The sequence below is a fragment of the Azoarcus sp. L1K30 genome, from assembly GCF_018122735.1.
GTDB lineage: Bacteria > Pseudomonadota > Gammaproteobacteria > Burkholderiales > Rhodocyclaceae > Parazoarcus.
The window spans coordinates 2,310,151-2,333,341 of record NZ_JAGRRD010000001.1 but is presented as its reverse complement, the minus strand read 5'-3'; the positions used below and the strand labels follow the sequence as shown (position 1 = coordinate 2,333,341).

At 62.6% G+C, this 23,191-nt stretch carries 22 protein-coding genes; 8 read left to right on the top strand and 14 right to left on the bottom strand.

Annotated elements, in window-relative coordinates; all coding sequences use genetic code 11:
- Positions 1 to 5: 5 nt before the first annotated feature.
- On the bottom strand, positions 6 to 434 hold the full coding sequence (locus J5J83_RS10685) for a thioredoxin family protein (protein ID WP_212348932.1): 429 nt from the start codon (positions 432 to 434) through the stop codon (positions 6 to 8).
- 108 nt (positions 435 to 542) lie between these two features.
- On the opposite strand from J5J83_RS10685, the gene hemC reads away from it, so the two are divergent.
- Genes hemC through J5J83_RS10665 form a run of 4 tightly spaced genes read left to right on the top strand, consistent with a single transcriptional unit; the run spans position 543 to position 4,776 of the window.
- Positions 543 to 1,514, top strand: a complete 972-nt coding sequence (hemC, locus tag J5J83_RS10680) for a hydroxymethylbilane synthase (protein WP_212348930.1) — start codon at positions 543 to 545, stop codon at positions 1,512 to 1,514.
- 18 nt (positions 1,515 to 1,532) lie between these two features.
- Positions 1,533 to 2,321: a uroporphyrinogen-III synthase gene (locus tag J5J83_RS10675; protein WP_212348928.1), complete on the top strand. Its 789-nt coding sequence runs from the start codon at positions 1,533 to 1,535 to the stop codon at positions 2,319 to 2,321.
- Between the two features lie 57 nt (positions 2,322 to 2,378).
- Positions 2,379 to 3,584, top strand: a complete 1,206-nt coding sequence (locus J5J83_RS10670; protein ID WP_249115682.1) for a uroporphyrinogen-III C-methyltransferase — start codon at positions 2,379 to 2,381, stop codon at positions 3,582 to 3,584.
- 10 nt (positions 3,585 to 3,594) lie between these two features.
- A complete protein-coding gene (locus J5J83_RS10665) occupies positions 3,595 to 4,776 on the top strand; it encodes a heme biosynthesis HemY N-terminal domain-containing protein (RefSeq protein ID WP_212348924.1) in 1,182 nt (393 codons plus the stop codon).
- Between the two features lie 22 nt (positions 4,777 to 4,798).
- Here J5J83_RS10665 and sulP read toward each other — a convergent pair whose 3' ends face one another.
- The 3 genes from sulP to J5J83_RS10650 form a co-directional block, all read right to left on the bottom strand.
- A complete protein-coding gene (gene sulP / locus J5J83_RS10660; RefSeq protein ID WP_212348922.1) occupies positions 4,799 to 6,490 on the bottom strand; it encodes a sulfate permease in 1,692 nt (563 codons plus the stop codon).
- 116 nt (positions 6,491 to 6,606) lie between these two features.
- Positions 6,607 to 8,748: a methionine--tRNA ligase gene (gene metG, locus J5J83_RS10655; RefSeq protein ID WP_212348920.1), complete on the bottom strand. Its 2,142-nt coding sequence runs from the start codon at positions 8,746 to 8,748 to the stop codon at positions 6,607 to 6,609.
- Between the two features lie 150 nt (positions 8,749 to 8,898).
- On the bottom strand, positions 8,899 to 9,495 hold the full coding sequence (locus J5J83_RS10650; RefSeq protein WP_212348918.1) for an OmpA family protein: 597 nt from the start codon (positions 9,493 to 9,495) through the stop codon (positions 8,899 to 8,901).
- Between the two features lie 157 nt (positions 9,496 to 9,652).
- Here J5J83_RS10650 and apbC point away from each other — a divergent pair, with 157 nt between their 5' ends.
- From apbC to J5J83_RS10635, 3 genes are all read left to right on the top strand, one after another.
- Complete coding sequence (apbC, locus tag J5J83_RS10645) at positions 9,653 to 10,744, top strand: iron-sulfur cluster carrier protein ApbC (protein WP_212348916.1); 1,092 nt, start codon at positions 9,653 to 9,655, stop codon at positions 10,742 to 10,744.
- A 107-nt stretch (positions 10,745 to 10,851) separates the two neighbouring features.
- A complete protein-coding gene (gene dcd, locus J5J83_RS10640) occupies positions 10,852 to 11,418 on the top strand; it encodes a dCTP deaminase (RefSeq protein WP_212348914.1) in 567 nt (188 codons plus the stop codon).
- Between the two features lie 143 nt (positions 11,419 to 11,561).
- Positions 11,562 to 13,808 carry an arginine/lysine/ornithine decarboxylase gene (locus J5J83_RS10635; RefSeq protein ID WP_212348912.1) on the top strand — a complete coding sequence of 749 codons (2,247 nt, stop codon included), beginning with the start codon at positions 11,562 to 11,564 and terminating at the stop codon, positions 13,806 to 13,808.
- A gap of 75 nt (positions 13,809 to 13,883) precedes the next feature.
- Here the strand turns inward: J5J83_RS10635 and J5J83_RS10630 are convergent, their stop codons facing one another.
- Both J5J83_RS10630 and J5J83_RS10625 read right to left on the bottom strand, forming a co-directional pair.
- Positions 13,884 to 14,384: a dihydrofolate reductase gene (locus J5J83_RS10630; RefSeq protein WP_212348910.1), complete on the bottom strand. Its 501-nt coding sequence runs from the start codon at positions 14,382 to 14,384 to the stop codon at positions 13,884 to 13,886.
- Positions 14,381 to 15,175, bottom strand: a complete 795-nt coding sequence (locus tag J5J83_RS10625; protein ID WP_212348908.1) for a thymidylate synthase — start codon at positions 15,173 to 15,175, stop codon at positions 14,381 to 14,383. Before J5J83_RS10625 ends, J5J83_RS10630 begins: the two co-directional genes overlap by 4 nt.
- Before the next feature lie 141 nt (positions 15,176 to 15,316).
- On the opposite strand from J5J83_RS10625, the gene J5J83_RS10620 reads away from it, so the two are divergent.
- Entirely contained in the window at positions 15,317 to 16,705 is a 1,389-nt protein-coding gene (locus J5J83_RS10620) for a hypothetical protein (RefSeq protein WP_212348905.1), read from the top strand.
- Positions 16,706 to 17,011: 306 nt separating this feature from the next.
- Here the strand turns inward: J5J83_RS10620 and J5J83_RS10615 are convergent, their stop codons facing one another.
- The 8 genes from J5J83_RS10615 to nifS form a co-directional block, all read right to left on the bottom strand.
- Entirely contained in the window at positions 17,012 to 17,575 is a 564-nt protein-coding gene (locus J5J83_RS10615; RefSeq protein WP_212348903.1) for a hypothetical protein, read from the bottom strand.
- A gap of 81 nt (positions 17,576 to 17,656) precedes the next feature.
- A complete protein-coding gene (nifM, locus tag J5J83_RS10610; RefSeq protein WP_212348901.1) occupies positions 17,657 to 18,508 on the bottom strand; it encodes a nitrogen fixation protein NifM in 852 nt (283 codons plus the stop codon).
- A complete protein-coding gene (locus tag J5J83_RS10605; RefSeq protein ID WP_212348899.1) occupies positions 18,505 to 18,999 on the bottom strand; it encodes a nitrogen fixation protein NifZ in 495 nt (164 codons plus the stop codon). The genes nifM and J5J83_RS10605 overlap by 4 nt, the downstream gene beginning before the upstream one ends.
- 27 nt (positions 19,000 to 19,026) lie before the next feature.
- Positions 19,027 to 19,341 (bottom strand): nitrogenase-stabilizing/protective protein NifW, encoded by a 315-nt coding sequence (locus J5J83_RS10600; RefSeq protein ID WP_212348897.1) that lies wholly within the window; start codon positions 19,339 to 19,341, stop codon positions 19,027 to 19,029.
- A gap of 14 nt (positions 19,342 to 19,355) precedes the next feature.
- A complete protein-coding gene (locus J5J83_RS10595) occupies positions 19,356 to 19,874 on the bottom strand; it encodes a hypothetical protein (protein ID WP_212348895.1) in 519 nt (172 codons plus the stop codon).
- Entirely contained in the window at positions 19,874 to 20,698 is an 825-nt protein-coding gene (cysE, locus tag J5J83_RS10590) for a serine O-acetyltransferase (protein WP_249115681.1), read from the bottom strand. Before cysE ends, J5J83_RS10595 begins: the two co-directional genes overlap by 1 nt.
- A gap of 26 nt (positions 20,699 to 20,724) precedes the next feature.
- Complete coding sequence (nifV, locus tag J5J83_RS10585) at positions 20,725 to 21,915, bottom strand: homocitrate synthase (protein ID WP_212348891.1); 1,191 nt, start codon at positions 21,913 to 21,915, stop codon at positions 20,725 to 20,727.
- A gap of 30 nt (positions 21,916 to 21,945) precedes the next feature.
- Positions 21,946 to 23,169, bottom strand: coding sequence for a cysteine desulfurase NifS (gene nifS, locus J5J83_RS10580; RefSeq protein WP_212348890.1), 1,224 nt, complete (start codon positions 23,167 to 23,169; stop codon positions 21,946 to 21,948).
- Positions 23,170 to 23,191 lie beyond the last annotated feature (22 nt).

Sequence of the window (23,191 nt, the reverse complement as noted above, 5' to 3'; positions counted from 1 at the left end):
GAGGGTTAGTGGGGCAGCTTGTTCAGCCTGGCGCGGCCTGCCTCGATTGCATTGACGAGGTATTGTCCATAAAAGTCCGGCAAGCGCATGCCGACGATTGCATCGCCCAGCGCAGAGCCGTCCGGCGCATACAGCACGACAGTGGGCGTCAGGCGAATATTCCTGTTTCGCGCAAAGGCGCGATGCGTGCTGCCTGAGCCGTCGAAATCGACGAGCGGTGCATCCGAGTCGATGTCGATCTGGCGAAAGAGCGCCTTGTCCCGCGACTCCGCCGCAGTGGACATCGGCACCAGGTAACGCCTCGCTTCCTCGCACCAGGTGCATCCGCGCTGGCTGAAGAGCACAAGCACCGGCTTGGCGTCCTGCTTGAGGCGAATGGCATCGGCCGCGAAGTTCTCCGCCAGCGGCAGCGACTGGGCTGCGCTCAGGCCCATGGGTACGCATGCTAGAATCGTGACCAGCCATCGCGCCATTGGTGCGAACCCTGATGCTGCGATGCGGCAAATCCTGGCGTTCAGCAGCATGGCAATTGATCCTCCAGCATGAGTCCTCCTATCGTGAGCCTTTCCGCGTCCGGTTCTTCCTTGACCTCCGCCCCCGAACGAATTGTCATCGCCACCCGTGAAAGCCGGCTTGCCCTCTGGCAGGCGGAGCATGTCAAGGCGCGCCTCGAGGCATTGTATCCCGCCTGTGAGGTGGTGCTTCTGGGCATGACCACCCGCGGTGACCAGATCCTCGACCGGCCTCTGGCGAAGGTTGGGGGCAAGGGGTTGTTCGTCAAGGAGCTTGAGACCGCGCTGCTCGACGGCCGGGCCGATATCGCCGTGCATTCGATGAAGGATGTGCCCATGGTGCTGGACGAAGCATTCACGCTGGGGTGCATTTCGGCGCGCGAGGTGCCGCTCGACGCCTTTGTTTCCAATCGCTACGAGTCGCTGGCAGACATGCCGCCGGGGGCCGTGGTGGGGACGTCGTCACTGCGCCGTGAATCGCAGCTGCATGCGCAATATCCTTTCCTTGCCGTCACCAGCCTGCGCGGCAACCTCGATACCCGGCTGCGCAAGCTCGACGAGGGGCAGTACGACGCAATCATCCTCGCCGCTGCAGGCCTGAAGCGGCTGGGGCTGGGCGAACGGGTGCGCGCCCTGCTGCCGAGCGAGATATCGCTGCCGGCAGCAGGGCAGGGCGCGCTCGGTATCGAGTGCCTTGCTTCGCGTTCCGACGTCTTGCGCTGGCTGCAACCGCTCAACGATGCCGATACGTCGGCCTGCGTGCGCGCGGAACGCGCTGTCGCACGGGCGCTGGCGGGTAGTTGCGAGGTGCCACTCGGTGCCTACGCAGAGGTTCGCGACGGTGTGTTGTGGCTGCGCGGTTTCGTCGCCATGCCCGACGGCAGCCGCATCATTCGAGCTGAGCGTGAAGGGGCTGTGGTGGATGCCGATGCGCTTGGCAAGGCCTTGGCCGAAGACCTTCGGGCCCAGGGCGCAGAAGACATTCTGGCTGAGGTGGGTTGATTCAGGGCGGCGGTCGGGATGACTGAAACCGCACCCTTCGCGCATGCCCTGAACGGGCGAACCATCGTCGTGACCCGGCCTGTCGGCCAGGCGGCTGAATTGTGCAAGGCCATCGAGAAGCTTGGTGGCAGGGCGCTCTGCTTTCCGGTGCTGGGGATCTCACCTGTGCTGGATCGCTCGGCCATCGTCAGCGTCGCGCAACGCCTCGATGCGTTCGATATGGCTTTCTTCGTCAGTCCGAATGCGGTCGATTACGCTCTCGACGCAATCCTGCAGGCGCGCGAGTGGCCGTCATCGCTGAAGGTGGCGACGGTGGGCAAGGGGAGCGAAAGGGCGCTTCGGGCGCGCGGGTTCGATGAGGTGATTTCGCCGGACGCCGGCTTTGACTCCGAATCCGTTCTGGCCCTGCCGGCGTTTGCGGCCGAAGCGGTGCGGGGGCGACACATTCTCGTACTGCGTGGCGATGGCGGGCGCGATCTGTTGGGTGAAACCCTTGTTGCGCGCGGGGCAGAGGTCGAGTATTTAAGTTGCTATCGACGCTTCTGTCCGGACACCAGTCCGGCGTTGCTGCTTGAGTCGTTGCGTCGGCATGTCGTCGATGCGCTGATGCTGAGCAGCAGCGAGGGCGCACGAAACCTGGTGGCGATCATCGGTGCGGCCAACGTACAGTTGTTCGACAATACGCCGGTTTTTGCATCGCATCCTCGGATTGCTGCGCAGTGCAGGCAGCTCGGATTCGCACGGGTGGTCGAGGCCGAAGCCGGCGACGACGGATCATTGCGCACGATTATTTCCTACTTTGGTTAAACTCTCGGCATGAAAGAAGAAACGCCTGCGCTTACTCAGCCGCCCCAGGAGGCGGACATGTCTTCCGCTTCGCATGCAGGAGCGGCCCCCGAACCCGTGTCAGCGCGCGCTGCCACCACCGGATCGACCACCGCGGATGGCAAGCGCGGCGGCGCTGGATGGGCCATCTTGCTCGCGCTTGTTGCGTTGGGCGTCGCTGGAGGCGCGGTCTGGCAGGCGTGGCAGGTTCGCGGCGAAGCTGCCGGGTTGCGCGAGGAACTCGCTCGCCGCCTGGCCGAGGGCGATACCGTTGCCACCGAAGCGCGGGCCATTGCGCGTCAGCAGCAGGAGCTGATCTCGGGCATGCAGGGCAAGCTTGGTGCCCTCGAGTCCAAGGTCGAGGAAACCGAGGGTCAGGCGGCAGCGCTGGAAACGCTCTATCAGCAGTTTTCCAGTTCGCGCGAGGACAGTGTCGTTGCCGAAGTCGAGCAGGCGGTCACGATCGCCGCCCAGCAATTGCAGCTGGCGGGCAACGTCGAGTCCGCCCTGATTGCGTTGCAGGGCGCCGAGACCCGACTTGCGATGCAGGATCGGGGCCAGCTCGCGCCACTGCGTCGTGCGCTGGTGAGCGACATCGATGCGCTCAAGCAGATACCGGTGGTGGATGTGCCGGGTATGGCGCTGCGCCTGGAGCAATTGCTCGAACGGGCCGATGAAATGCCTCTCGCGTTTACCGGTGAGCTCCAGGGCAATGCCGGGGAGCGCGTCCAGGTCGAGCACAGCGGCGGTATTCCCGCACTGGATTTTGCCAAGCAGCTCGCGCTGGACGTATGGCACGACATCCGCGGACTGGTCCGTATCGAGCGGCTCGATCCGGCTGCCGAGCCGGTACTGCTGGCGCCGGCGCAAAGCACCTTTCTGCGCGAGAACCTCAAGATTAGATTGTTGACGGCGCGCCTTGCGCTGCTTGCGCATGACGGAAGGACCTACGCGGCTGACCTGGCGCAGGCACGGAGCTGGGTCGAACGCTTCTTCAACGTGCGTGACGAGCGGGTGACTGCGGCACTTGCGGAGTTGCGCGCACTTGAGGCCATGCCGGTGAATATCGAGCGCAAGGGGCTGACCAACAGCTTTGCTGCTTTGCGCTTGCTGCAGTCGCGCCCGGCTCCCACCATGCAATCGGCACCCGCGCATGCCGTGCCCAAGATACCCGTCAAGCCGGCTGCGCAGCCCGCGCCAGCAGCCCCTGCCGGCGACAAGCCGGCTGCGGCACCGCAAGGTTGAGGGCCACGACATGCGTTCGTTGATCTGGCTCATCGCAATCTTTGCCCTTGCCGCCGGTGCGGCGATGCTGGCCGGCCACAATGACGGCTATGTGCTGGTGGTGTTTCCGCCATGGCGGGCGCAGCTGTCGCTGAACCTGCTGCTGTTGCTCCTCGTGCTGGGATTCCTGCTTGTATATCTGCTTGTTCGCCTGATTCGTCGCACGCTCGCGTTGCCGTCAGCGGTTGGCCAGTGGCGCGAGCGTCGCAAGCGCGAAAAGGCGGGACAGGCGCTGCGCGACGCTTTGAGAACCTTGTTTGAGGGGCGCTTTACGCAGTCGCTCAAGTTCGCCTCGGCGGCCTTCTCCTCCGGGGAGAGTCAGGCCATGGCAGCCCTGGTCGCGGCCCGTGCTGCCCATGCCCTGCACGATGACACCCGCTATCGGATCTGGATCGGACGCGCGGCGGACCAGGGCGAAGACGCGCGTGTGGCGCGACTGATGACCGAGGCCGAACTGGCCATCGAGCAGCGCCGCTTCACCGAAGCGGCGGAGAAGCTCGATACCCTCAAGCAGGCGGGGCACAGGCACATTGCCGCGCTCAGGCTGTCGCTGCGCGTCGCGTCTGCACTCAATCGCTGGGAAGAGGCCTTGAAGCTGACGCGGCAGCTGCGCAAGCACAAGGCGCTGTCGGCCGAGCAGGCGGCGCCCCTGCTGCGCCGCGCGCACGTCGAACGCCTGCAGGAGTGCGCAGGGGACGGTGCCGCACTGGCGCGCCTCTGGACCGAAATCCCCGCCGAGGAGTTGGCCGATCGCCGTCTGATAGAGCGTGCCGTACCGCTGCTGGCTGCGTCCGGTCAGGGCGCGCTGGCGCGCAGGACACTGGAACGCCTGCTGGATGCGGAGTGGGACGACAGTATCGCCAAGCTCTACGCCTATTGCGGCGAGGGCGAGGGCGATGCGCATGCCTGTCTGGCCAAGGCCGAGGCCTGGCTCAAGCAGCACCCGCGGGATGCTGGGTTGCTGTTTGCCCTCGGACGCTTGTGCATCGCCTCGCAGTTGTGGGGCAAGGCGCAGAGCTATCTGGAAGCATCACTCAATCTCGCGCCTGCGGTGGAGACCCACCTCGCGTTGGCGCGCCTGCTCGAACAGCTCGAGCGGCCTGAAGATGCGCAGCGTCACTACCGGGCCGCCGCCGAGCGGGTTTCGGCGTGAGCGGGTGCCCGCCCGGCCGGTCTCAGGTGTAGGCGATCTCGGGGCCCGAGCCGCGAATGGACTGGGCGCGGATCAGCGCTTCGGTGATGTTGCCGGTGACGTTGTCGTCGCCCAGTTGCTCCAGAAAACCAGAACGGAACACCAGCGAGCCGGGCTGCGAGTTCAGTCCGCACAGGATCAGCACGGCGCCGCGCTTCTTAAGGTTGCGGTGCAGGGTCTGGAGGATGTCGAGGCCGGTGGTGTCGATATTGATCACCTTGTCCGTATCCAGAATGACGACGTCAGGGTGACCGTCCTGCATCAGCAGCAGGTTCTCCAGCTTGTTCGCGGCACCGAAGAACAGGCTGCCGAACATGCGGTAGGCCAGAATGCGTGGCGTGCCGTCGGCACGCGTCAGGGCTGCAACGCCGTAGTGCTCTTCCAGCGGAATGCGTTCGATACGGGTCAGGTCCGACATGCGATAGATAAAGAACAGGCTGGCCATGAGCATGCCCAGCTCCACCGCCAGCGTCAGGTCGAACACGACCGTGACGAAGAAGGTGCCGAGCAGAATCGTGCGGTAGGCAAGGGTGTAGCGTGCAAGCTGGCTGGGTGCGAAGGCGTGCCACTCTCCCATGTTGATCGAGACGACGACGACGATTGCGGACAGAGTGGCGAGCGGTATGAAGCTGGCAAACGGGGCGAGTACCAGTACGATGGCCAGTAGTACCAGCGCGTGAACGATCCCCGCGACCGGTGTCGAGCCACCGGTGCGGATGTTGGTGGCGGTGCGTGCGATCGCACCGGTTGCGGCAAAACCGCCGAACAGCGGGGCGACGAAGTTGGCGATGCCCTGCGCCATCAGTTCTTGATTGGGGTCGTGGCGGTCATCGATCTGGCTGTCGGCCACTCGCGCCGACAGCAGTGATTCGATGGCGCCCAGCAGGGCGATGGTCAGCGCCGGTGCGATCAGCTTGCCCAGCGTGCCGAGCGAGAGTTCGGGCAGGCCGAAGTGGGGGATTTCCTGCGGAATGCCGCCAAAGCGGCTGCCGATGGTATCGACCGGAAGATTGAAGACGGCATTCGCCAGGGTGCCGATGATCAGCACCGCGAGCGGCCCGGGCAGGCGCTTCATCCATGCCGTCCGTGTGGCCTGTCGGTTCCACAGGAACAGCACGCCAAGCGACGAGGCGGCCACGAGGATGGTGGGCAGATGCAGCGTCGGGAGCGCCGTGTACAGTGCGGAGACCTTGCCGAAAAATTCGCCGGGCAGATTTTCGATTTTCAGGCCAAGGAAGTCCTTGATCTGCGACATGAAGATCACCACGGCAATGCCGTTGGTGAACCCGATGACGACCGACAGCGGAATGAAGCGGATCATGCTGCCGAGCCGGAAGGCCCCCATCGCCAGCAGCATGACGCCGGACATCATGGTGGCGATGAGCAGGTTCTGTACCCCGTGATCGACCACGATGGCATAGATGATGGGGATGAATGCGCCGGTCGGACCGCCGATCTGTACCCGGGAGCCCCCGAGCAGCGAGATCAGCAGGCCGGCGACGATGGCCGTCCAGATGCCGGCCGTGGGGGACATGCCGGAGGCGATGGCGAACGCCATGGCCAAGGGGAGCGCCAGGACGCCGACGGTGATCCCCGCCGACAGATCCTGCACGAATGTACTGCGCCCGTACCCGGGAAGGGTATCGAGCAGTTTGGGGCGAAACCTGATCTTCATGTTGTCTCCGCATACGGGTCGGTCGGCGTGGTGATGAATACGCTTACGGAGACAGACGCCCCCTGCCGGCGCGTCGCAGCGCAATCCAGCGTTTGGAGGGCGTCAGTGGCATCGGCTTACTTGACCCGCATGCCGGGGGTGGCGCCGTTGTCCGGCGCCAGGATGTAGAGGCCACCAGTCTTGCCGTCCGGGTCCGATGCGGCCAGCACCATGCCTTCGCTCATGCCGAATTTCATCTTGCGCGGTGCGAGATTGGCCACCATGACGGTGAGTCGTCCGACGAGTGTGGCCGGGTCATAGGCCGACTTGATACCGGCGAATACCTGTCGCGGCCGATCTTCGCCGATGTCGAGTTGAAGGCGGATCAGCTTGTCCGCGCCATCGACATGGCTGGCATCGACGATCTTCGCGATGCGCAGGTCGACCTTGGTGAAATCGTCGATCGAGATGTGTGCAGCCGCAGCTTCGGTTGCGGCTGCGGCATGTTGCTGTTTTTCCGCATGACGCTGTTGCGACGACGTGTCCGCGTCTGCCTTGGGGGCCGCGCTGGCAGCCGGTGCGAGGGACTCGCGGTTTGCGTCCAGCAGGGCATCGATCTGCTTGCGCTCGATGCGGGTCATCAGGTGGGCATAGGGGGTGATCGTGTGCCCGGCGGGCAGCGCGATCCAGTCGCCATGCCAGTCCAGGTCCGCAATGGCGAGAAAGGCCTCCACCTTTTCGGCCAGTGCCGGCAGGACCGGTTTGAGATAGCGGGTGAGGTCGCGGAACATGGTCAATGCGGTCGAGCATACCTCGTGCAGCCGCGTTTCCTGCCCTTCCTGTTTGGCCAGTTCCCACGGCTTGTGTTCGTTGACATACTGGTTCGCCAGATCGGCCAGATGCATGATCTCGCGGAGGGCGCGGCTGTAGTCGCGCTCTTCGTAACAGGTCGCGATCGACCCCGACGCCCAGGCTGCGGCAAATGCCGCGGTTGCTGCCGCATCCGTCGCGGCAAGACGCCCTTCGAAACGCTTGGTGACGAATCCTGCGCAGCGGCTGGCAATATTGACGAACTTGCCGACGAGGTCCGAGTTTACCTTGGCAATCATGTCGTCCAGGTTGAGGTCCACGTCTTCCATGGTGCCGTTGGACTTGCCCGCGAAGTAATAACGCAGCCACTCGGGATTGAGCTTCTGCTCGACGTAGGAGCGCGCGGTGATGAAGGTCCCGCGGCTTTTCGACATCTTTGCGCCGTCAACGGTGAGGAAGCCATTGACGCACAGTTGGCTCGGCGTACGGTAGCCGGCAAACTTGAGCATCGCGGGCCAGAACAGCGCGTGGAAGTAGAGAATGTCCTTGCCGATGAAATGCACCATTTCGGTGGCGCTGGCTTCAGCGCGCGCCGCATCGGTGAAATCCTCGATGACGATGTCGCCGCGTATCTGCGCGAGCTTGTTGAAGCTGGCGAGATAACCGATCGGTGCATCCAGCCATACATAGAAATACTTGCCCGGCGCGCCCGGAATCTCGAAGCCGAAGTAGGGGGCGTCGCGCGAGATATCCCAGTCGGAGAGCTTGTTCTCGCCGTCCTCGCCCAGCCATTCGTTCATCTTGTTCGCGGCTTCGGCTTGCAAGCGCTTGACGCCGCTGGCGTTGCTGCCGCGCGTCCATTCACGCAGGAAGGCCACCGCGCGGTCATCCGAAAGACGGAAGAAGTAGTGCTCCGACGAGCGCAGGACCGGTTTGGCGCCGGATACCGCCGAGTAGGGGTTCTTCAGTTCGGTGGGTGCATAAGCGGCTCCGCAGACTTCGCAGTTGTCGCCGTACTGGTCCGCGGCGCCGCACTTGGGGCATTCACCCTTGATGAAGCGATCGGGCAGGAACATTTCCTTGACCGGATCGTAGAACTGTTCGATCGACCGTGTATCGATCAGTGCCGCGGTCTTCAGCTTGCCGTAGATGTCTTCGGCGTAAGCGCGGTTTTCGGGGGTGTGCGTCGAATGGTAGTGGTCGAAGGCGACGCCGAAGTCGGTGAAGTCGCGCAAGTGCTCGCCATGCACTCGGGCGATGAGCGCTTCGGGCGTGACGCCTTCCTTCTCGGCACGCAGCATGACGGGCGTGCCGTGGGTGTCGTCCGCACACACGTAGTGCACGGTGTTGCCGCGCATGCGCTGGTAGCGTACCCAGATATCACACTGGATGTAGCCGACGAGGTGGCCAAGGTGGATGTCGCCGTTGGCATAAGGCAGTGCATTGGTAACGAGAATCTTGCGCGACATGGTGACTTTGCGTGAATCGAAAGACGAGAGTTTAGCAAAGCCGGCCGCCTCTCCTGCGCAAGGATGCACGTACGGCCCAAAAGAAGCAGCGCGCCTGGTGCGGGTATCGCTCATTGGCGGGATGACCGGACCGAGGTAATGGCGGGGGGGCTATTCCAGCGCTTTCAGATGAATCTCGACCCTGCGATTGCGGGCGCGACCGGCCTCATGGGCATTGTTCGCGATCGGCTCGGCCTCGCCCTTGCCGTCGGCCGACATGCGATCCAGCGCCACACCCCGCTTGCGCAGGTATTCCATCACCGCTTCGCTGCGTTTGATCGAGAGTTTCAGGTTGTACATCTCGCTGCCGGCGCTATCGGTGTGTCCTACGATCTGAAGTGCGACTTCGGGGTAGTCCTTTAACGTGGGAACGATACTGTCGAGAATGGCCGCAAGCTGCGGGCGAACCTCGGCGCTTCCCGAGTCGAAGCCATTGGAGACGGGGATGCGCAGATGCAGGCTGGTGAGGGTCGGCGCGCTGACTTCGGCGTCTGCAACGTTGCCCAGTACGCCGTTGAGACGCTGCTGCAACTGCGCCCACGCACTGTTGGTCACGGCCCGTGGGTGCGTGACCGGCGCAGTGGTCGTCGACGTGGCGCCGAGATCGCCAGGCGGGGCGGGGGTGGAGCAGGCGGTGACGACGAATGCGCCAAGGCAGAGCGGGAGAAGAGTCTGCTGGCGAAGATGGGCGAGCGCACTTTTGGGCATGATTGATCAGTAATGTGTGATGTGAAGGTGGTGTCTGAGTCGATCCGCAAGAAAATGGAAACCCTTCCGCTGGCGAGGGTGAGGGAATGGTCAGTGTCCGGTATGATTTGCGTCGATCCCGCACGTGGCGGATGGACCGATTTTGAAGGAATCCGAGATGAGTCTCACCCAGGAAGCTGTAACCGAAGCGCTCAAGCGCGTGATTGATCCGAATACCGGTAAGGATCTCGTGTCGACGCGCTGCGTCCGCAATCTCGCCATCAGCGGTGCGGACGTCCGCTTCGACGTCGAGCTCGGCTATCCCGCGAAGAGTCAGCATGATCTCATCCGGGGAATGCTCGTCGACGCATTGTCGAGCGTGACTGGCATTGGGCGTGTGGATATCGGTGTGACCAGCAAGGTCGTGGCGCATTCGGTTCAGCAGGGCGTGAAATTGCTTCCCGGGGTCAAGAACATCATTGCCGTCGCTTCCGGCAAGGGCGGGGTCGGCAAGAGTACCACCGCGGCCAATCTGGCGCTTGCGCTGGCGGCGGAAGGCGCCCGTGTGGGCATGCTCGATGCCGATATCTACGGCCCGTCGCAGCCTCAGATGCTTGGCATCGGTGACCGTCGTCCTGAATCGCTCGACGGCAAGACGATGGAGCCGCTAGAGGCCTACGGCCTGCAGGCCATGTCGATCGGATTCCTGATCGACGTCGATACGCCCATGGTGTGGCGTGGGCCGATGGCGACCCAGGCCTTGAACCAGATGCTCAAGGAAACCCACTGGAAGGACCTCGACTATCTCGTGATCGACATGCCGCCGGGTACGGGTGACATCCAGCTCACGCTGTCGCAGAGCGTGCCGGTGACGGGCGCGGTGATCGTGACCACGCCGCAGGACATCGCCCTGCTCGACGCGCGCAAGGGGTTGAAGATGTTCGAGAAGGTCGGCGTGCCGATTTTGGGTGTGGTCGAGAACATGAGCATTCACATCTGTTCCAAGTGCGGTCACGAGGAGCATATCTTCGGCGCCGGTGGCGGGCAGTCGATGTGCGACGACTACGGCATTCCCTTTCTCGGGGCCCTGCCGCTCGACATCCAGATTCGCCAGGAAGCCGACCAGGGGGCGCCGACCGTGGTGTCCGATCCGGACGGCAGGATTGCTTCGATCTACAAGTCGATTGCGCGCAAGGTAGCGGTGAGCATTGCTGAAAAGGCCAAGGACATGACGCACAAGTTCCCCAACATCGTGATCCAGAACACCTGAGCGAATTTTGCGCTGCCGCTTGCTTTCGCATCGGCAGCGCTTGCCCTAAACTACGCGGATTTTACGCGGCCGGATGATCCGGCTTGCCGCACAGGGAACTCAGTCTCATGTCCATCAAGTCCGACAAGTGGATTCGCCGCATGGCCGAACAGCAAGGCATGATCGAGCCGTTCGCGCCGGATCTGGTGCGGGTCAATGACGGCGGAAAGATCGTGTCCTATGGTACGTCGAGCTATGGCTACGACGTTCGTTGCGCCAACGAATTCAAGATCTTCACCAACATCAATTCGACGATCGTAGACCCCAAGGACTTTGATGAACGCAATTTCGTCGATTTTACCGGCGACGTCTGCATCATTCCCCCCAATTCCTTTGCCCTCGCGCGTACCGTCGAGTACTTCCGTATTCCGCGAAGCATTCTGACGGTCTGTCTCGGCAAAAGCACCTACGCGCGTTGCGGCATCATCGTCAATGTGACCCCGCTCGAGCCCGAATGGGAAGGCCACGTGACCCTCGAGTTCTCGAACACGACGCCCCTGCCGGCGAAAATCTATGCCAACGAGGGCATCGCGCAGATGCTGTTCTTCGAGTCCGACGAAGTGTGCGAGACCTCGTACAAGGATCGTGGCGGGAAGTACTTTGGGCAGACCGGCGTGACCTTGCCCAAGATCTGAGTGTTGGTTCAGCCGCACGTACTGCACGGGGCCGGCTTGCGGCCCCTTTGCCTTTATTGAACATGTCCGGTAACAAGCGGGCAATGATTGACGGGGTATCATCCCCGATTGCCCGCACGTGCACCCCGCTGGAGACCTGAAGGATGCGATTCCAATTTCCGATCATCATCATCGATGAGGATTTCCGATCCGAGAATACGTCCGGGCTCGGAATTCGCGCGCTGGCGAAAGCCATTGAAGGGGAAGGGGTCGAAGTGCTGGGGGTCACCAGCTATGGTGACCTGACTTCGTTTGCGCAGCAGCAAAGCCGCGGCTCCGCATTCATCCTGTCGATCGACGACGAGGAGTTTTCCTCGCCGGAGGCCGCCACGGAGGCGATCTCCGGACTGCGCGCGTTCGTGGAGGAAATCCGCTTTCGCAATGCCGATATCCCGATTTTCCTGCATGGTGAAACCCGCACCGCGCGACATATCCCGAACGATGTACTGCGCGAATTGCACGGCTTCATCCACATGTTCGAGGATACGCCGGAGTTCATCGCGCGCTATGTGGTACGTGAGGCACGTAACTACCTCGAATCGCTGTCGCCGCCGTTCTTTCGGGCACTGGTTCATTATGCTGCCGACAGTTCCTATTCCTGGCACTGCCCGGGGCACTCGGGTGGCGTTGCTTTCCTGAAGAGCCCTGTCGGCCACATGTTCCACCAGTTCTTTGGTGAGAACATGCTGCGTGCCGATGTGTGCAATGCGGTCGATGAGCTCGGTCAGCTTCTCGACCACACCGGCCCGGTGGCAGCGTCCGAGCGCAATGCGGCGCGGATCTTCAACTGCGACCACTTGTATTTCGTCACCAACGGCACGTCGACGTCGAACAAGATGGTGTGGCACACCACGGTCGCGCCCGGCGATATCGTCGTCGTGGACCGCAACTGCCACAAGTCCATACTGCATTCGATCATCATGACGGGTGCCGTTCCGGTGTTCCTGACGCCGACGCGCAACCACTATGGAATCATCGGCCCCATCCCGCTCGAAGAGTTCTCGATGGAGACGATTCAGCGCAAGATCGAAGCCAATCCGTTCGCACGCGTCGCCAAGAACAAGAAGCCGCGCATCCTGACGATCACGCAGTCCACCTACGATGGCGTGGTGTACAACGTCGAGACGATCAAGGACATGCTTGACGGTCAGATCGACACGCTGCACTTTGACGAAGCCTGGTTGCCGCATGCGGCGTTCCATGATTTTTACGGGGACTATCACGCCATCGGAGAGGGGCGGCCGCGCTGCAAGGAGTCCATGGTCTTCTCGACCCAGTCCACGCACAAGCTGCTGGCCGGTCTGTCGCAGGCCTCGCAGATTCTGGTGCAGGATTCCCAGACCCGGAAGCTGGATCGGGATATCTTCAATGAAGCCTACCTGATGCATACCTCGACGTCGCCGCAATACGCGATCATCGCCTCGTGTGATGTCGCTGCGGCGATGATGGAGTCGCCGGGGGGGCCGGCCCTGGTCAATGAATCCCTGTCGGAAGCGGTCGAGTTCCGGCGTGCAATGCGAAAGGTGGAGGCGGAGTTCGGCGACTCGGACTGGTGGTTCAAGGTCTGGGGGCCGGAATTCCTTGCCGAGGAGGGGCTCGGCGAGCGTGAGGACTGGATGCTCAAGGCCGGCGAGCGCTGGCACGGGTTTGGGGAGCTCGCCCCCGGCTTCAACATGCTCGATCCGATCAAGGCGACGATCATCACGCCGGGTCTGGACATGGACGGCGACTTCTCCGATCACAACGGAATTCCCGCGGCCATCGTCACCAAGTACTTGGCCGAGCACGGGATCATCGTAGAGAAGACCGGGCTTTACTCGTTCTTCATCATGTTCACGATCGGCATCACCAAAGGGCGCTGGAACACCATGGTGACCGAGCTGCAGCAATTCAAGGATGATTACGACCGTAATCAGCCGCTGTGGCGTGTGATGCCCGAGTTCATTGCCAAGCATCCGTGCTACGAGCGGGTCGGTCTCAAGGATCTTTGCAACGAAATTCACAGCTTCTACAAGGCGCACGACGTCGCGCGCCTGACCACCGAGATGTACCTGTCGGACATGGTGCCGGCGATGAAGCCTACCGACGCATTTGCAAAGATGGCACATCGTGAGATCGAACGTGTCCGGATCGAGGACCTCGAGGGGCGGGTAACGGCGATGCTCGTCACGCCGTATCCGCCGGGTATCCCGTTGCTGATCCCGGGCGAGCGCTTCAACGCCACCATCGTTCGTTATCTGCGCTTTGCGCGCGATTTCAACGGACGCTTCCCCGGGTTCGAGACTGACATCCACGGCTTGGTAAAGGGCGAAAGCGGCCACTATTGTGTGGACTGCGTTCTCGCCGAGTGAGGGTGGGCGGCGTCGCTGCAATACATGAAACGGGGCCGCATGCGGCCCCGTTTCATTTCACATGCGATTCGAGGGTCAATGCCGTCGTCGATACTCGACGAAATCGAATGCATGTTCATTGTCGGCGTTCGCCACCTGCGGGCGGCGGCTGGTTTCGACGAAAACTTCGCGATCGAACTCGGGAAAATGCGCGTCACCCTGCACCGCTGCGGCCACCTCCGTCAGGAGAAGCGTGGTCGCGCATGGCAGCATCTGTCGGTAGATCTCGGCGCCGCCGATAACGAAGACGCGCGGCTGACCGTCCAGTGCCTGAAGTGCCAGGTCGGGATTGGCATAGACCTCCGCGCCATCGGCACGGTAGTCAGGGTTGCGCGTAATCACCAGATTTCGCCGTCCGGGAAGGGGACGTCCGAGCGACTCCCATGTCTTTCGTCCCATCAGTACCGGGTGTCCGTTGGTGACGGTCTTGAAATACTGCAGATCGGCTTTCAGTCGCCACGGAAGCGCGTTTTCGTTGCCGATGACGCCGTTGCGTGCGACGGCCGCAATCAGTACGACCTCGGAGATGGTACTCATATGGCCACCGGCGCCTTGATGTGCGGGTGAGGGTCGTAGCCGCTCAATGTGAAATCGTCGATGTGGAACGCGAAGATATCCTTCACGGCGGGATTCAGGGTCATGGTCGGCAGGGGGCGAGGCGTACGGGACAGCTGCTCGCGCGCCTGATCCAGATGGTTCAGGTAGAGATGGCAGTCGCCGCCCGTCCAAATGAAATCGCCCGGCGTCAGATCGCACACCTGCGCGACCATCTGCGTCAGCAGCGCGTATGACGCAATGTTGAACGGCACGCCGAGAAAGATGTCCGCACTGCGCTGATAGAGCTGGCACGAGAGCTTGCCGTTTGCGGCATAGAACTGGAACAGGGCATGGCAAGGCGGCAAGGCCATGCGATCCACTTCGCCCGGGTTCCAGGCCGAGACCAGGTGCCGGCGCGAATCGGGATTGCGCTTCAAGGCCTCCACCAACTGCGTGATCTGGTCAATGCTGCGTCCGTCGGCCGCTTCCCAGCGTCTCCATTGCTTGCCATATACAGGCCCGAGGTCGCCATTGGCGTCGGCCCACTCGTCCCAGATCGATACGCCGTTGTCCTTGAGGTAACGGATGTTGGTGTCGCCTTGCAGAAACCACAGCAATTCGTGGATGATCGAGCGTGTGTGCAGCTTCTTGGTCGTCAGCAGCGGAAAGCCGGCGCTGATCGGGAATCGCATCTGCCAGCCGAACACCGATAGCGTGCCGGTGCCGGTGCGGTCGGTTTTCTCATCGCCATGCTCGAGCACGTGCCGCATCAGATCGAGGTATTGGTTCATGGCCATTTCCGGTTAAAGTTCGGGATTCTACCCGAGTGTGCTTTGCATGTTTTTGTCGGTCGACGCTGGGGCCGTATTGGTGGTGTGCATCGAGTATGTGCAGCTGGAGATGGAGTGGCCTTTGGAGCTGAAGGAGACGCGGTGAAAGGCAGGGGAGATATCTTCGACTTTACAGTGGGCGAGACGCAGGGCGTCACGCGCGATCCGTCGGTATCGGTAAAGGCTGCAGCCCAGGTGCTGTGTGTCCAGTTGCGGCCGGAGCATCTTCCTTCCTCGAACCTGTCGTTCGAGATTGCGGGCTGTCTCGACGACTTCTTCGACGTCGTTGCCAGGAGCGAGCCCAGTATTACTCCGGTGGGGGACGGGGCTGACAGGCTGTTGGCGTGGCGGCTATGGAGCGAAACCGTCAGGCTTGCGGTTGGCGAGGTTTTTTCGGCCTATCAGGCCTTTGTAGCCGGATTGCCCGATCACCTTCCGACCGATGTTTCAATCGGCCTTGCCCGAGTGGCGACAGAGGTTGTGCGCTGGGACCTCATCGTCCGTCAGGCGCCGGATCCGAACGCATGGGCGGTGCTGGGCCAGCTCTTTCTCGATTTCGTCGATCCGACTGCCGTCGAGGTGGCAAGTGCCGGCGGCGGCGTGACGAGCGAGTACATTCGTGCCATTGCCTATCATTCCGCCGCACTGGATCAATTTCCACAGATGGGCGGGGTGACGATCTGCCGAGTGATTGACGCCGTCCTTCCCTTCATTGCGTTGAAAAAGGACTTGATCGACGGCGCGCTCTATCTGGTCAATCCGCCTGTGTCGGCGATTCCGGTGCGTGTGTCGCGCGCGCTCGCCTCGCCCGGGTGGTGCTATCACGCCGAAGTGGGTGGGGAGTATCTGGCCGAGCTCTATGGACAACTTGTTCGTGGCTCCATACCCCATGTGCTGGGCGGGCGGGATATCCGTTTGCTGAGAGATGCGGTTGCGCATCTGCGTCGCCACTGGTCGCGGCGTCCGCCGGTACGGCGCTTTCGCCGGCACACGGTCGACGCGAAGTTGTTGGTCGTGCGCGGGTACGACAGCGTCAAGGATCTGTTTGAGGCAAAGGCCGAGGTCGCTAACGGGGCCTGGCGAATTACCGATCTGAGTCGGGGCGGTGTCGGTGCGCTGGTCTATCACGACGAGGGTAGCATTCCCGAGGCAGGCGAGTTGCTCGCTTTCCGGCCGCATGATGGCGTTAGCTGGCATCTGGGCCTCGTCAGGCGTGTCCGCCAGTCAAGCGAAGCCACTGAGGTGGGGATCGAATCGTTGTCGATTCGTCCCGAACTCGTGCGTGCGGATGACGGCCTCGTTGCCGTGGATCTGCTTTTCTGCGACCCAGTCCTGCGCGGTGAGGCGGTTCGCGTGGTCGCGCCCGTCAATGTGTTGAGGCAAGGCGCCCCGCTGTTCGTCAATGCGGAGGGGCGCATGTCCAAGCTGAAACCGCTCGAAGGTGTCATGTACGGCAAGGGTTACGAACTGCGGGTGTATCAGGTTCTGTAGTGGGTGGTCGTGCTCTCGATTGGAAAGTGTTGCAGATTTTTCATTTAGTTCTTGCATTCGTTCATGGGGTGTCTATAATGCGCACCTCTTCGCCCTACAGCCGGATCGGGGAGCTGTTGCCGCATCGATGGCAGCCGAGCATCAGCGCCTGAACAAGCCGGCAAGGTGGGTTCGCCGGGTGCTTACGTTCGACGTAAGCGAACAGGGATCCGAAGATCCCTGCGCGCACTTGCTGCTGGCCTGATTCGGTTCGGAAGCGCTTCGCAGGTTCGATCAGGAGTGAATCATGCCGAACCGCGCTCGGGATCAGACGGGGCCGCGGCCGCCGCGTTTGACTTCAATGGTGCTGGCAAGTGCGCTTTCGAGCGAGACCTGTTCGCCCTTGGCGACATGATCCTTTAGTGCTGCCTTCACCGTCGCGACCTTCTCGCCCGCAGATTGCCCCTTGAGATCTGCCTTTTCGATGTTGAGCTCGTCGAGCAGCTCGTTCCATACCATGCCATCCTCGAGCGGGATGAGCGCGAAACGGATGCCATTCAGGTCGAGTTTGATGGGTTTGGCAATGTTGGCGACGAAGAAGACCGCAGACATGTCGGGCGCAAAGTCGGCGGAATAGCGTTCAACGAACACTGGAAGGCGGGCGATGTCCTCGAACAGCCCGGATACGAGTACCAGTTTCTCTCCGTCGGCGAGGATCACCGCCTGGCGGATCGTGGCGGTGGGCGGCTTGCGGCGTCCCGATGCATCGGCAACGTCGCCTTCAACAAGGACGAGATCGCCGCGATAGGCAAACAGGCCCGGCTGTCCTGCCGGCTCGATGAAATTGCTGTTGAACAGCAGGCCCTTTTCTTCATAAGTCTTAAGAATCATGTCGTGCTCTCTTGCGGTTTATTGAAGCGGTGAATTCTGTTGGGCGATGCTGTTCCGTCGACGGAATCTCTTGTGAAATGATCAGCTTGTGGACGTGGCTCGCGCCTGTTTGAGACGCCCGGCCAGCCAGCGCTTTGCATCCCGTTGGGCTCGCTCCTCAGTCAGGCGGGCGCGGAGGGATTCAGCCACTTCTGCATAGGGCAGGGTACGTTCCGGCTGAATGGCATCGCATCTGAGCAGGTGATAACCGAGTTCGCTTCTGACGGGGCCCGACAGCTCTCCGGCCTTCAGTTCGAAGAGGACGGCATCCAGCTCGGCGTAGAGTTGGCCGCGGCGGATCTCGCCAAGTTGACCGCCATTCAGGGCGGTCGGGCATTCCGAGTGTTTGATGGCCTGCTCTTCAAAACGTCCGGGTTTGCTGTGCAGGCGCTTGCCGATTTCTTCCACCCGCCGAAGTGCCTTTTCTTCGGTATTGTCGGGGTAGGATTCGTTTATCGTGATCAGGATGTGCCGGGCGCTTCGGCGTTCTGGGACATGGAAACGGTCGAGGTGGGTGTAGTAGAAGATCTCGCTTTCTGTGTCACCGACTGTTCCCGATGCAGCACCAACCCGCGCCATCACTGCGTCCACGAGTAGGTCCCGTTGCAGGGCGTCGGCGAGGTCTTGTTTGGTCAGACCCGCGTGAGACAGCGTGGCCGCAAGGCTGTCCTCATCAGGATGGCGGTTGCGGATTTCGGCAATGGCGCCGTCGACAGCGCCGGGCGCGAGGCAGACCCCCCTCGCTTCGTCACTCGATAGGACCACCGCTTCGATCGCCGAGTACTGGCGGGCAACATCGCTCGCTCGGGTTTGCTCCTCCGTCTGCAGCGCACTGAATTCCTTCCCGAACAGGGCCAACGCCGCCTTGAGCTCGTAATACGCGTTGAGGGTCATGTTGCGGACTCCTCTTCATCGGCCTCGCTCGACATGCGGCGCCGGGCCACCGGTTGGGGCAGGGGTTCGACTGACGACTCCGGGATGCACAGCATGTAGCCGGGGAAATTGATGTGGTAATGAACGCCTTCAGGCATGTCCCGGACGACGCGGATAATCTCGCCAATCGCGCCTTTCTCCACCACCACTTCGCCTCTTACCGAGAAGGACTTGGCGGCGAGGACTTTCTCGCGCGACTCGAACCGGCTCGGGGCCCACGGCGCATCTGCCGCGATGACTTCCTCGGCACGGCAGCCGATGATGCGGTCGATTTCGAGGAAGTGTACGGTGTAGATGATTTGGTCCTGCAGGAAGGTGCCGACGCCGATCACCGTCCCGGTGGACCCGCGTCTGACCAGGAGGTCGCCGACCGCCATGCCGGGGTAGGTACCATCGTCACGCACGTTGCGCGTGACGCGAACGGCATCGCCGTAGTCGAATTCGGGTCGCATGTGCGTGGCCTCTGCTGCTTGGGGGCGTCAGCGCTGGAGTGCGCCGATAGGGACAAAGGCGGTGCCGCTGGCCTTCTTGAATACTGCAAACACCTTTTCGGTCACCGCGTCGGAGACGGTGAAGTCGCGATAGGCCATTTCGAGGAAGGCGCGGTGGTGTTCCCGCACGGCGTCATCGTCGCCTTCGAGCGGATTGTGGGTCAGGTAATCATGAAATCGCTGCAGGATGTGCAGGCGGTTCACATGAACGACCGCCGGGTCGTAGGGAACGCCGAAATACTCAAGGAAATCCTCCGCGGCGGAGAGTTCTTCCATTGCTTCGTCGAGGGTGAGTTCGTTCATGGTGAGACTCCTGGTCAGTTTGCGGAAGGGGATGTTTCTGATGCGCCCGCGGCGAGTGCGACGTCGAGCAGGACCTTGCTGCCGAGGCGATCGGCCTCGTCGATGCATACCAGGGGCTGCAACAAGGCGATCGCTCCGCCAATGTCGCCCTGGCGCAGGCGGATGTAGGCGGCCGCCTTCAGTGCCGAGAGATAGAACCGAGTCAGGGTCATGGATCGCTTGCCCGCGGCGGCGACCGCGCCGACGTCGAGTCCCATGCCGTCTGCGGGCAGCCCGACACGGGCCCCGCTCACGGAGATCGCACGCCAGACCACGGTCTGTGCTTCGGACATCTGGTGACGGTAGAAGTGATAGCGGTAACGGGCGACCAGTACCAGCAGGTGATCGGGCGCCAGTGCGCCGGCTTCGTGCAGCGCGTGTTCTGCCTCAGGGGCGCCGTAGTATTCGCCGGCACGCTCAATCAGCGTCATGACGCCATCGGGCAGGGGATCTTCGAAATACAGCGGCTCGGGATCGAAGTGCAGGAGGTCCATCAACGTGTCTCCACCGTTTCAGGTGTTTCGGGTTGGCACGCACATTCGACACAGGCGCTGTCGGTATGCGCCTGGCAGTCGATGGCATCGACTGCGACCACGGCGATCGTCGGCCGGGCCTTTCTTTCCACCGTGGCTTCGGGTGCCGGGCGCAGGACGGAAATCTGCGCCTCCAGCGTCTTGATGCGGTCGAGCAGGCAATTCAACGTATGGCCGACCGGGTCGGGCATCAGATGGTGATCGAGATTGAGATCGTCGGTGGGGTTGAGCATCGGTGCTTCCCTGCGCACCACCTTGGCCGGTATCCCGACCACCGTGCGGTCGGATGGAACGTTCTTGACCACGACCGAATTCGCGCCGACACGCACACGGCTGCCGATAGTGATGGCACCAAGGATCTTTGCGCCCGCGCCGACGACAACGTGGTCGCCCAGTGTAGGGTGACGCTTGCCGGGGTTCCAGGTCGTGCCGCCCAGCGTGACACCATGGTATAGCGTCACATCGTTACCGATCTCTGCGGTCTCTCCGACGACGACGCCAGCCCCATGATCGATGAAGAAGCGGCGACCGATGCGTGCGCCGGGATGAATATCCACGTTGGTGAATACGCGCCCGAGAAAGCTCATGAGTCTGGCCGCATAGCGCCACTTCCGCATCCACAGGGCATGTGCGATGCGATAGGCGATCAGGGCATGAACGCCCGGATAGGTCGTGAGTACTTCCCAGGTGGTGCGGGCAGCGGGGTCGCGGCCAAAAACGCAGCGCACATCCTCACGCAGCAGGCCCCACAGGCCGGGCATCACGGTGTCGGCTTGAAGATTCATGGTGATGGACTCTGTTGCCATGGTGGTCAGGCTCCCGCAACAATGGAGAGGGCAGGCGGCAGGGGCGGCAGCCATTCGGTGCTGCTGACCTGCAGGGCGTCCCAGAATTCGATGAGGTCGGCGCGTTCCGGTGTGCGCTTGGTCCGCGTGGTGAATTCGCGTACGCGCGCCAGCAGCCACAGCAACTGGGTTTCGTCGGGCATCACGCCGATTGCCGCATAGGCCGCCGCGACACCACGGCTGCCCGAGTGCTTGCCGAGCAAGAGGCGGTGGCTGCGTCCGAGCAGGGCGGGATCGATGTTCTGGTAGTTGGCCGGATCCTTGAGCAGCCCATCCACATGGATGCCCGCCTCGTGCGTGAACACGCCTTCTCCGACCACGCTCTTGTGCCAGCCGACCGGTCTGCCTGACGCTTGCGCCACGGCGCCGGAGGCCTCGAGCAGGCGGCGGAAGTCGATAACCTCGCCCAGACCGTGAAACTGACGCAACCCCAGCGCAACCTCTTCCAGTGCCGCATTGCCGGCGCGTTCGCCGAGCCCATTGACGGTGGTATTCACATGGGTCGCGCCGGCTTTCACTGCGGCCAGGGTATTCGCAGTTGCGAGGCCGAGATCGTCATGCGCATGCATCTCGATTTCCAGCGTGCTGACTGCACGCAGGCGCGCAATAGCTTCGTAGGTTGCGAACGGGTCGAGCACGCCAAGCGTGTCCGCGAAGCGGAACCGGCGGGCACCTGCCGCCTCGGCCGCCGCGAGCACTTCGGCGAGAAAGCCGGGGTCGGCGCGGGAGGCGTCCTCACCTCCGACCCCCACGTCGAAGCCCGCCTCCCGTGCGACCGGGACCCAGCGTGCAATGCGCGCCAGTACCTCGGCCCGATCCGAGCCGAGTTTGTGCCGAATCTGCTGCTCCGAGACCGGCACCGACAGCTCCAGCATCTGTACCGGTAAGCTGCGGCAGGCCTCGATGTCCGCGCCTGTCAGCCGACCCCATACGATCAGGCGCGTGTCCTTTTCCGCATTGGCGAGCGTGCTGGCAATGGCGCGGATGTCGTCGCATTCCTCCGTCCCCATCGCAGGAATGCCGATTTCCAGTTCGGGCACGCCGATGGAGGCGAGAATGGCTGCAATACCGCACTTCTCGCTGCGGGTGAAGGCCACGCCGGCGGACTGCTCGCCGTCGCGCAGGGTGGTATCGTCGATGATGATCGGATTCGGCATGGCAGGCTCGTAGAGGCGGCGTGGGTGTGCTCAGGCGTAGGTTGGCGCGAAGGCCTTCTCCGGATCGGTGACCGGGCCGTTCTCGCCCCAGTACGGCGACAACTTGCGCAGCTGGGCGATGATCGGGGGCACCGCCGCGATCACGCGGTCGATCTCGGCCTCGGTGTTCTCATGCGACAGCGAGAAGCGGATCGTGCCGTGGGCTGCGGTGTAGGGAATGCCCATGGCGCGCATCACATGCGAGGGCTCGAGCGAGCCCGAGGTGCAGGCCGAGCCGCTCGATGCGGCAATGCCCTGCTTGTTCAGCAGCATCAGGATGGCCTCGCCCTCGACGTACTCGAAGGCGACGTTAAGCGTGTTGGGGAGGCGGTCGTCCGGGTTGCCGGTAACGAAGGCGTGCGGCACGGCGGCAAGGATGCCGGCCTGCAGCTTGTCGCGCAGCGCACGGACATAGGTATTCTCGACGTCCAGGTGCTCGAGTGCGAGTTGCGCGGCAACCCCCATGCCGATGATCGCCGGGACGTTCTCGGTGCCGGCGCGACGCCCACGCTCCTGACCGCCGCCGCGCAGCAGCGGACGGAAGCGCGCACCGCGGCGCAGGTAGAGGGCGCCGATGCCCTTGGGGCCGTGCAGTTTGTGGCCCGACAGCGACAGCATGTCGATGGCCGTGTCCTGCAGCTTGAGCGGAATCTTGCCGACAGCCTGCACCGCATCGGTATGGAACAGCACGCCCGCCGCATTGGCCATTTCAGCCATTTTGACCACCGGGAAGAAGGTGCCGGTTTCGTTGTTGGCCCACATCACCGAGACGACGGCGACCTTGTCGCTGAGCAGCTTCGCGTATTCGTTCAGATCGAGACGGCCCTTGCCGTCCACCTTGAGTTTGTGGATGGTGTAGCCCTCTTTCTCGAGCTGATCACAGAGATGGAGCACGGCATGGTGCTCCACTGTGGTGGTGATGATTTCCTTGCGCTCGGGGTTGGCCTTCAGCGCCGACAGGATGGCGGTGTTGTCGGCCTCGGTACCGCCCGCGGTGTAGATGATCTCGGAGTCGAATTCGGCGCCGAGCAGCTTCTGCAACGAGGTGCGTGCCGCCTTGACCGCATGGCCGACCTTGGCGCCGAAGCTGTGCATGGAGGACGGGTTGCCGAACTGCTCGGTGAAATAGGGCAGCATCGCCGTCACCGCCTCGGGGGCGCAACGGGTGGTGGCGTTGTTGTCGAGATAGATCGGGGTCAGGTTGGGGATGCTCATCATTCTCTCCGCGGGGCTACCG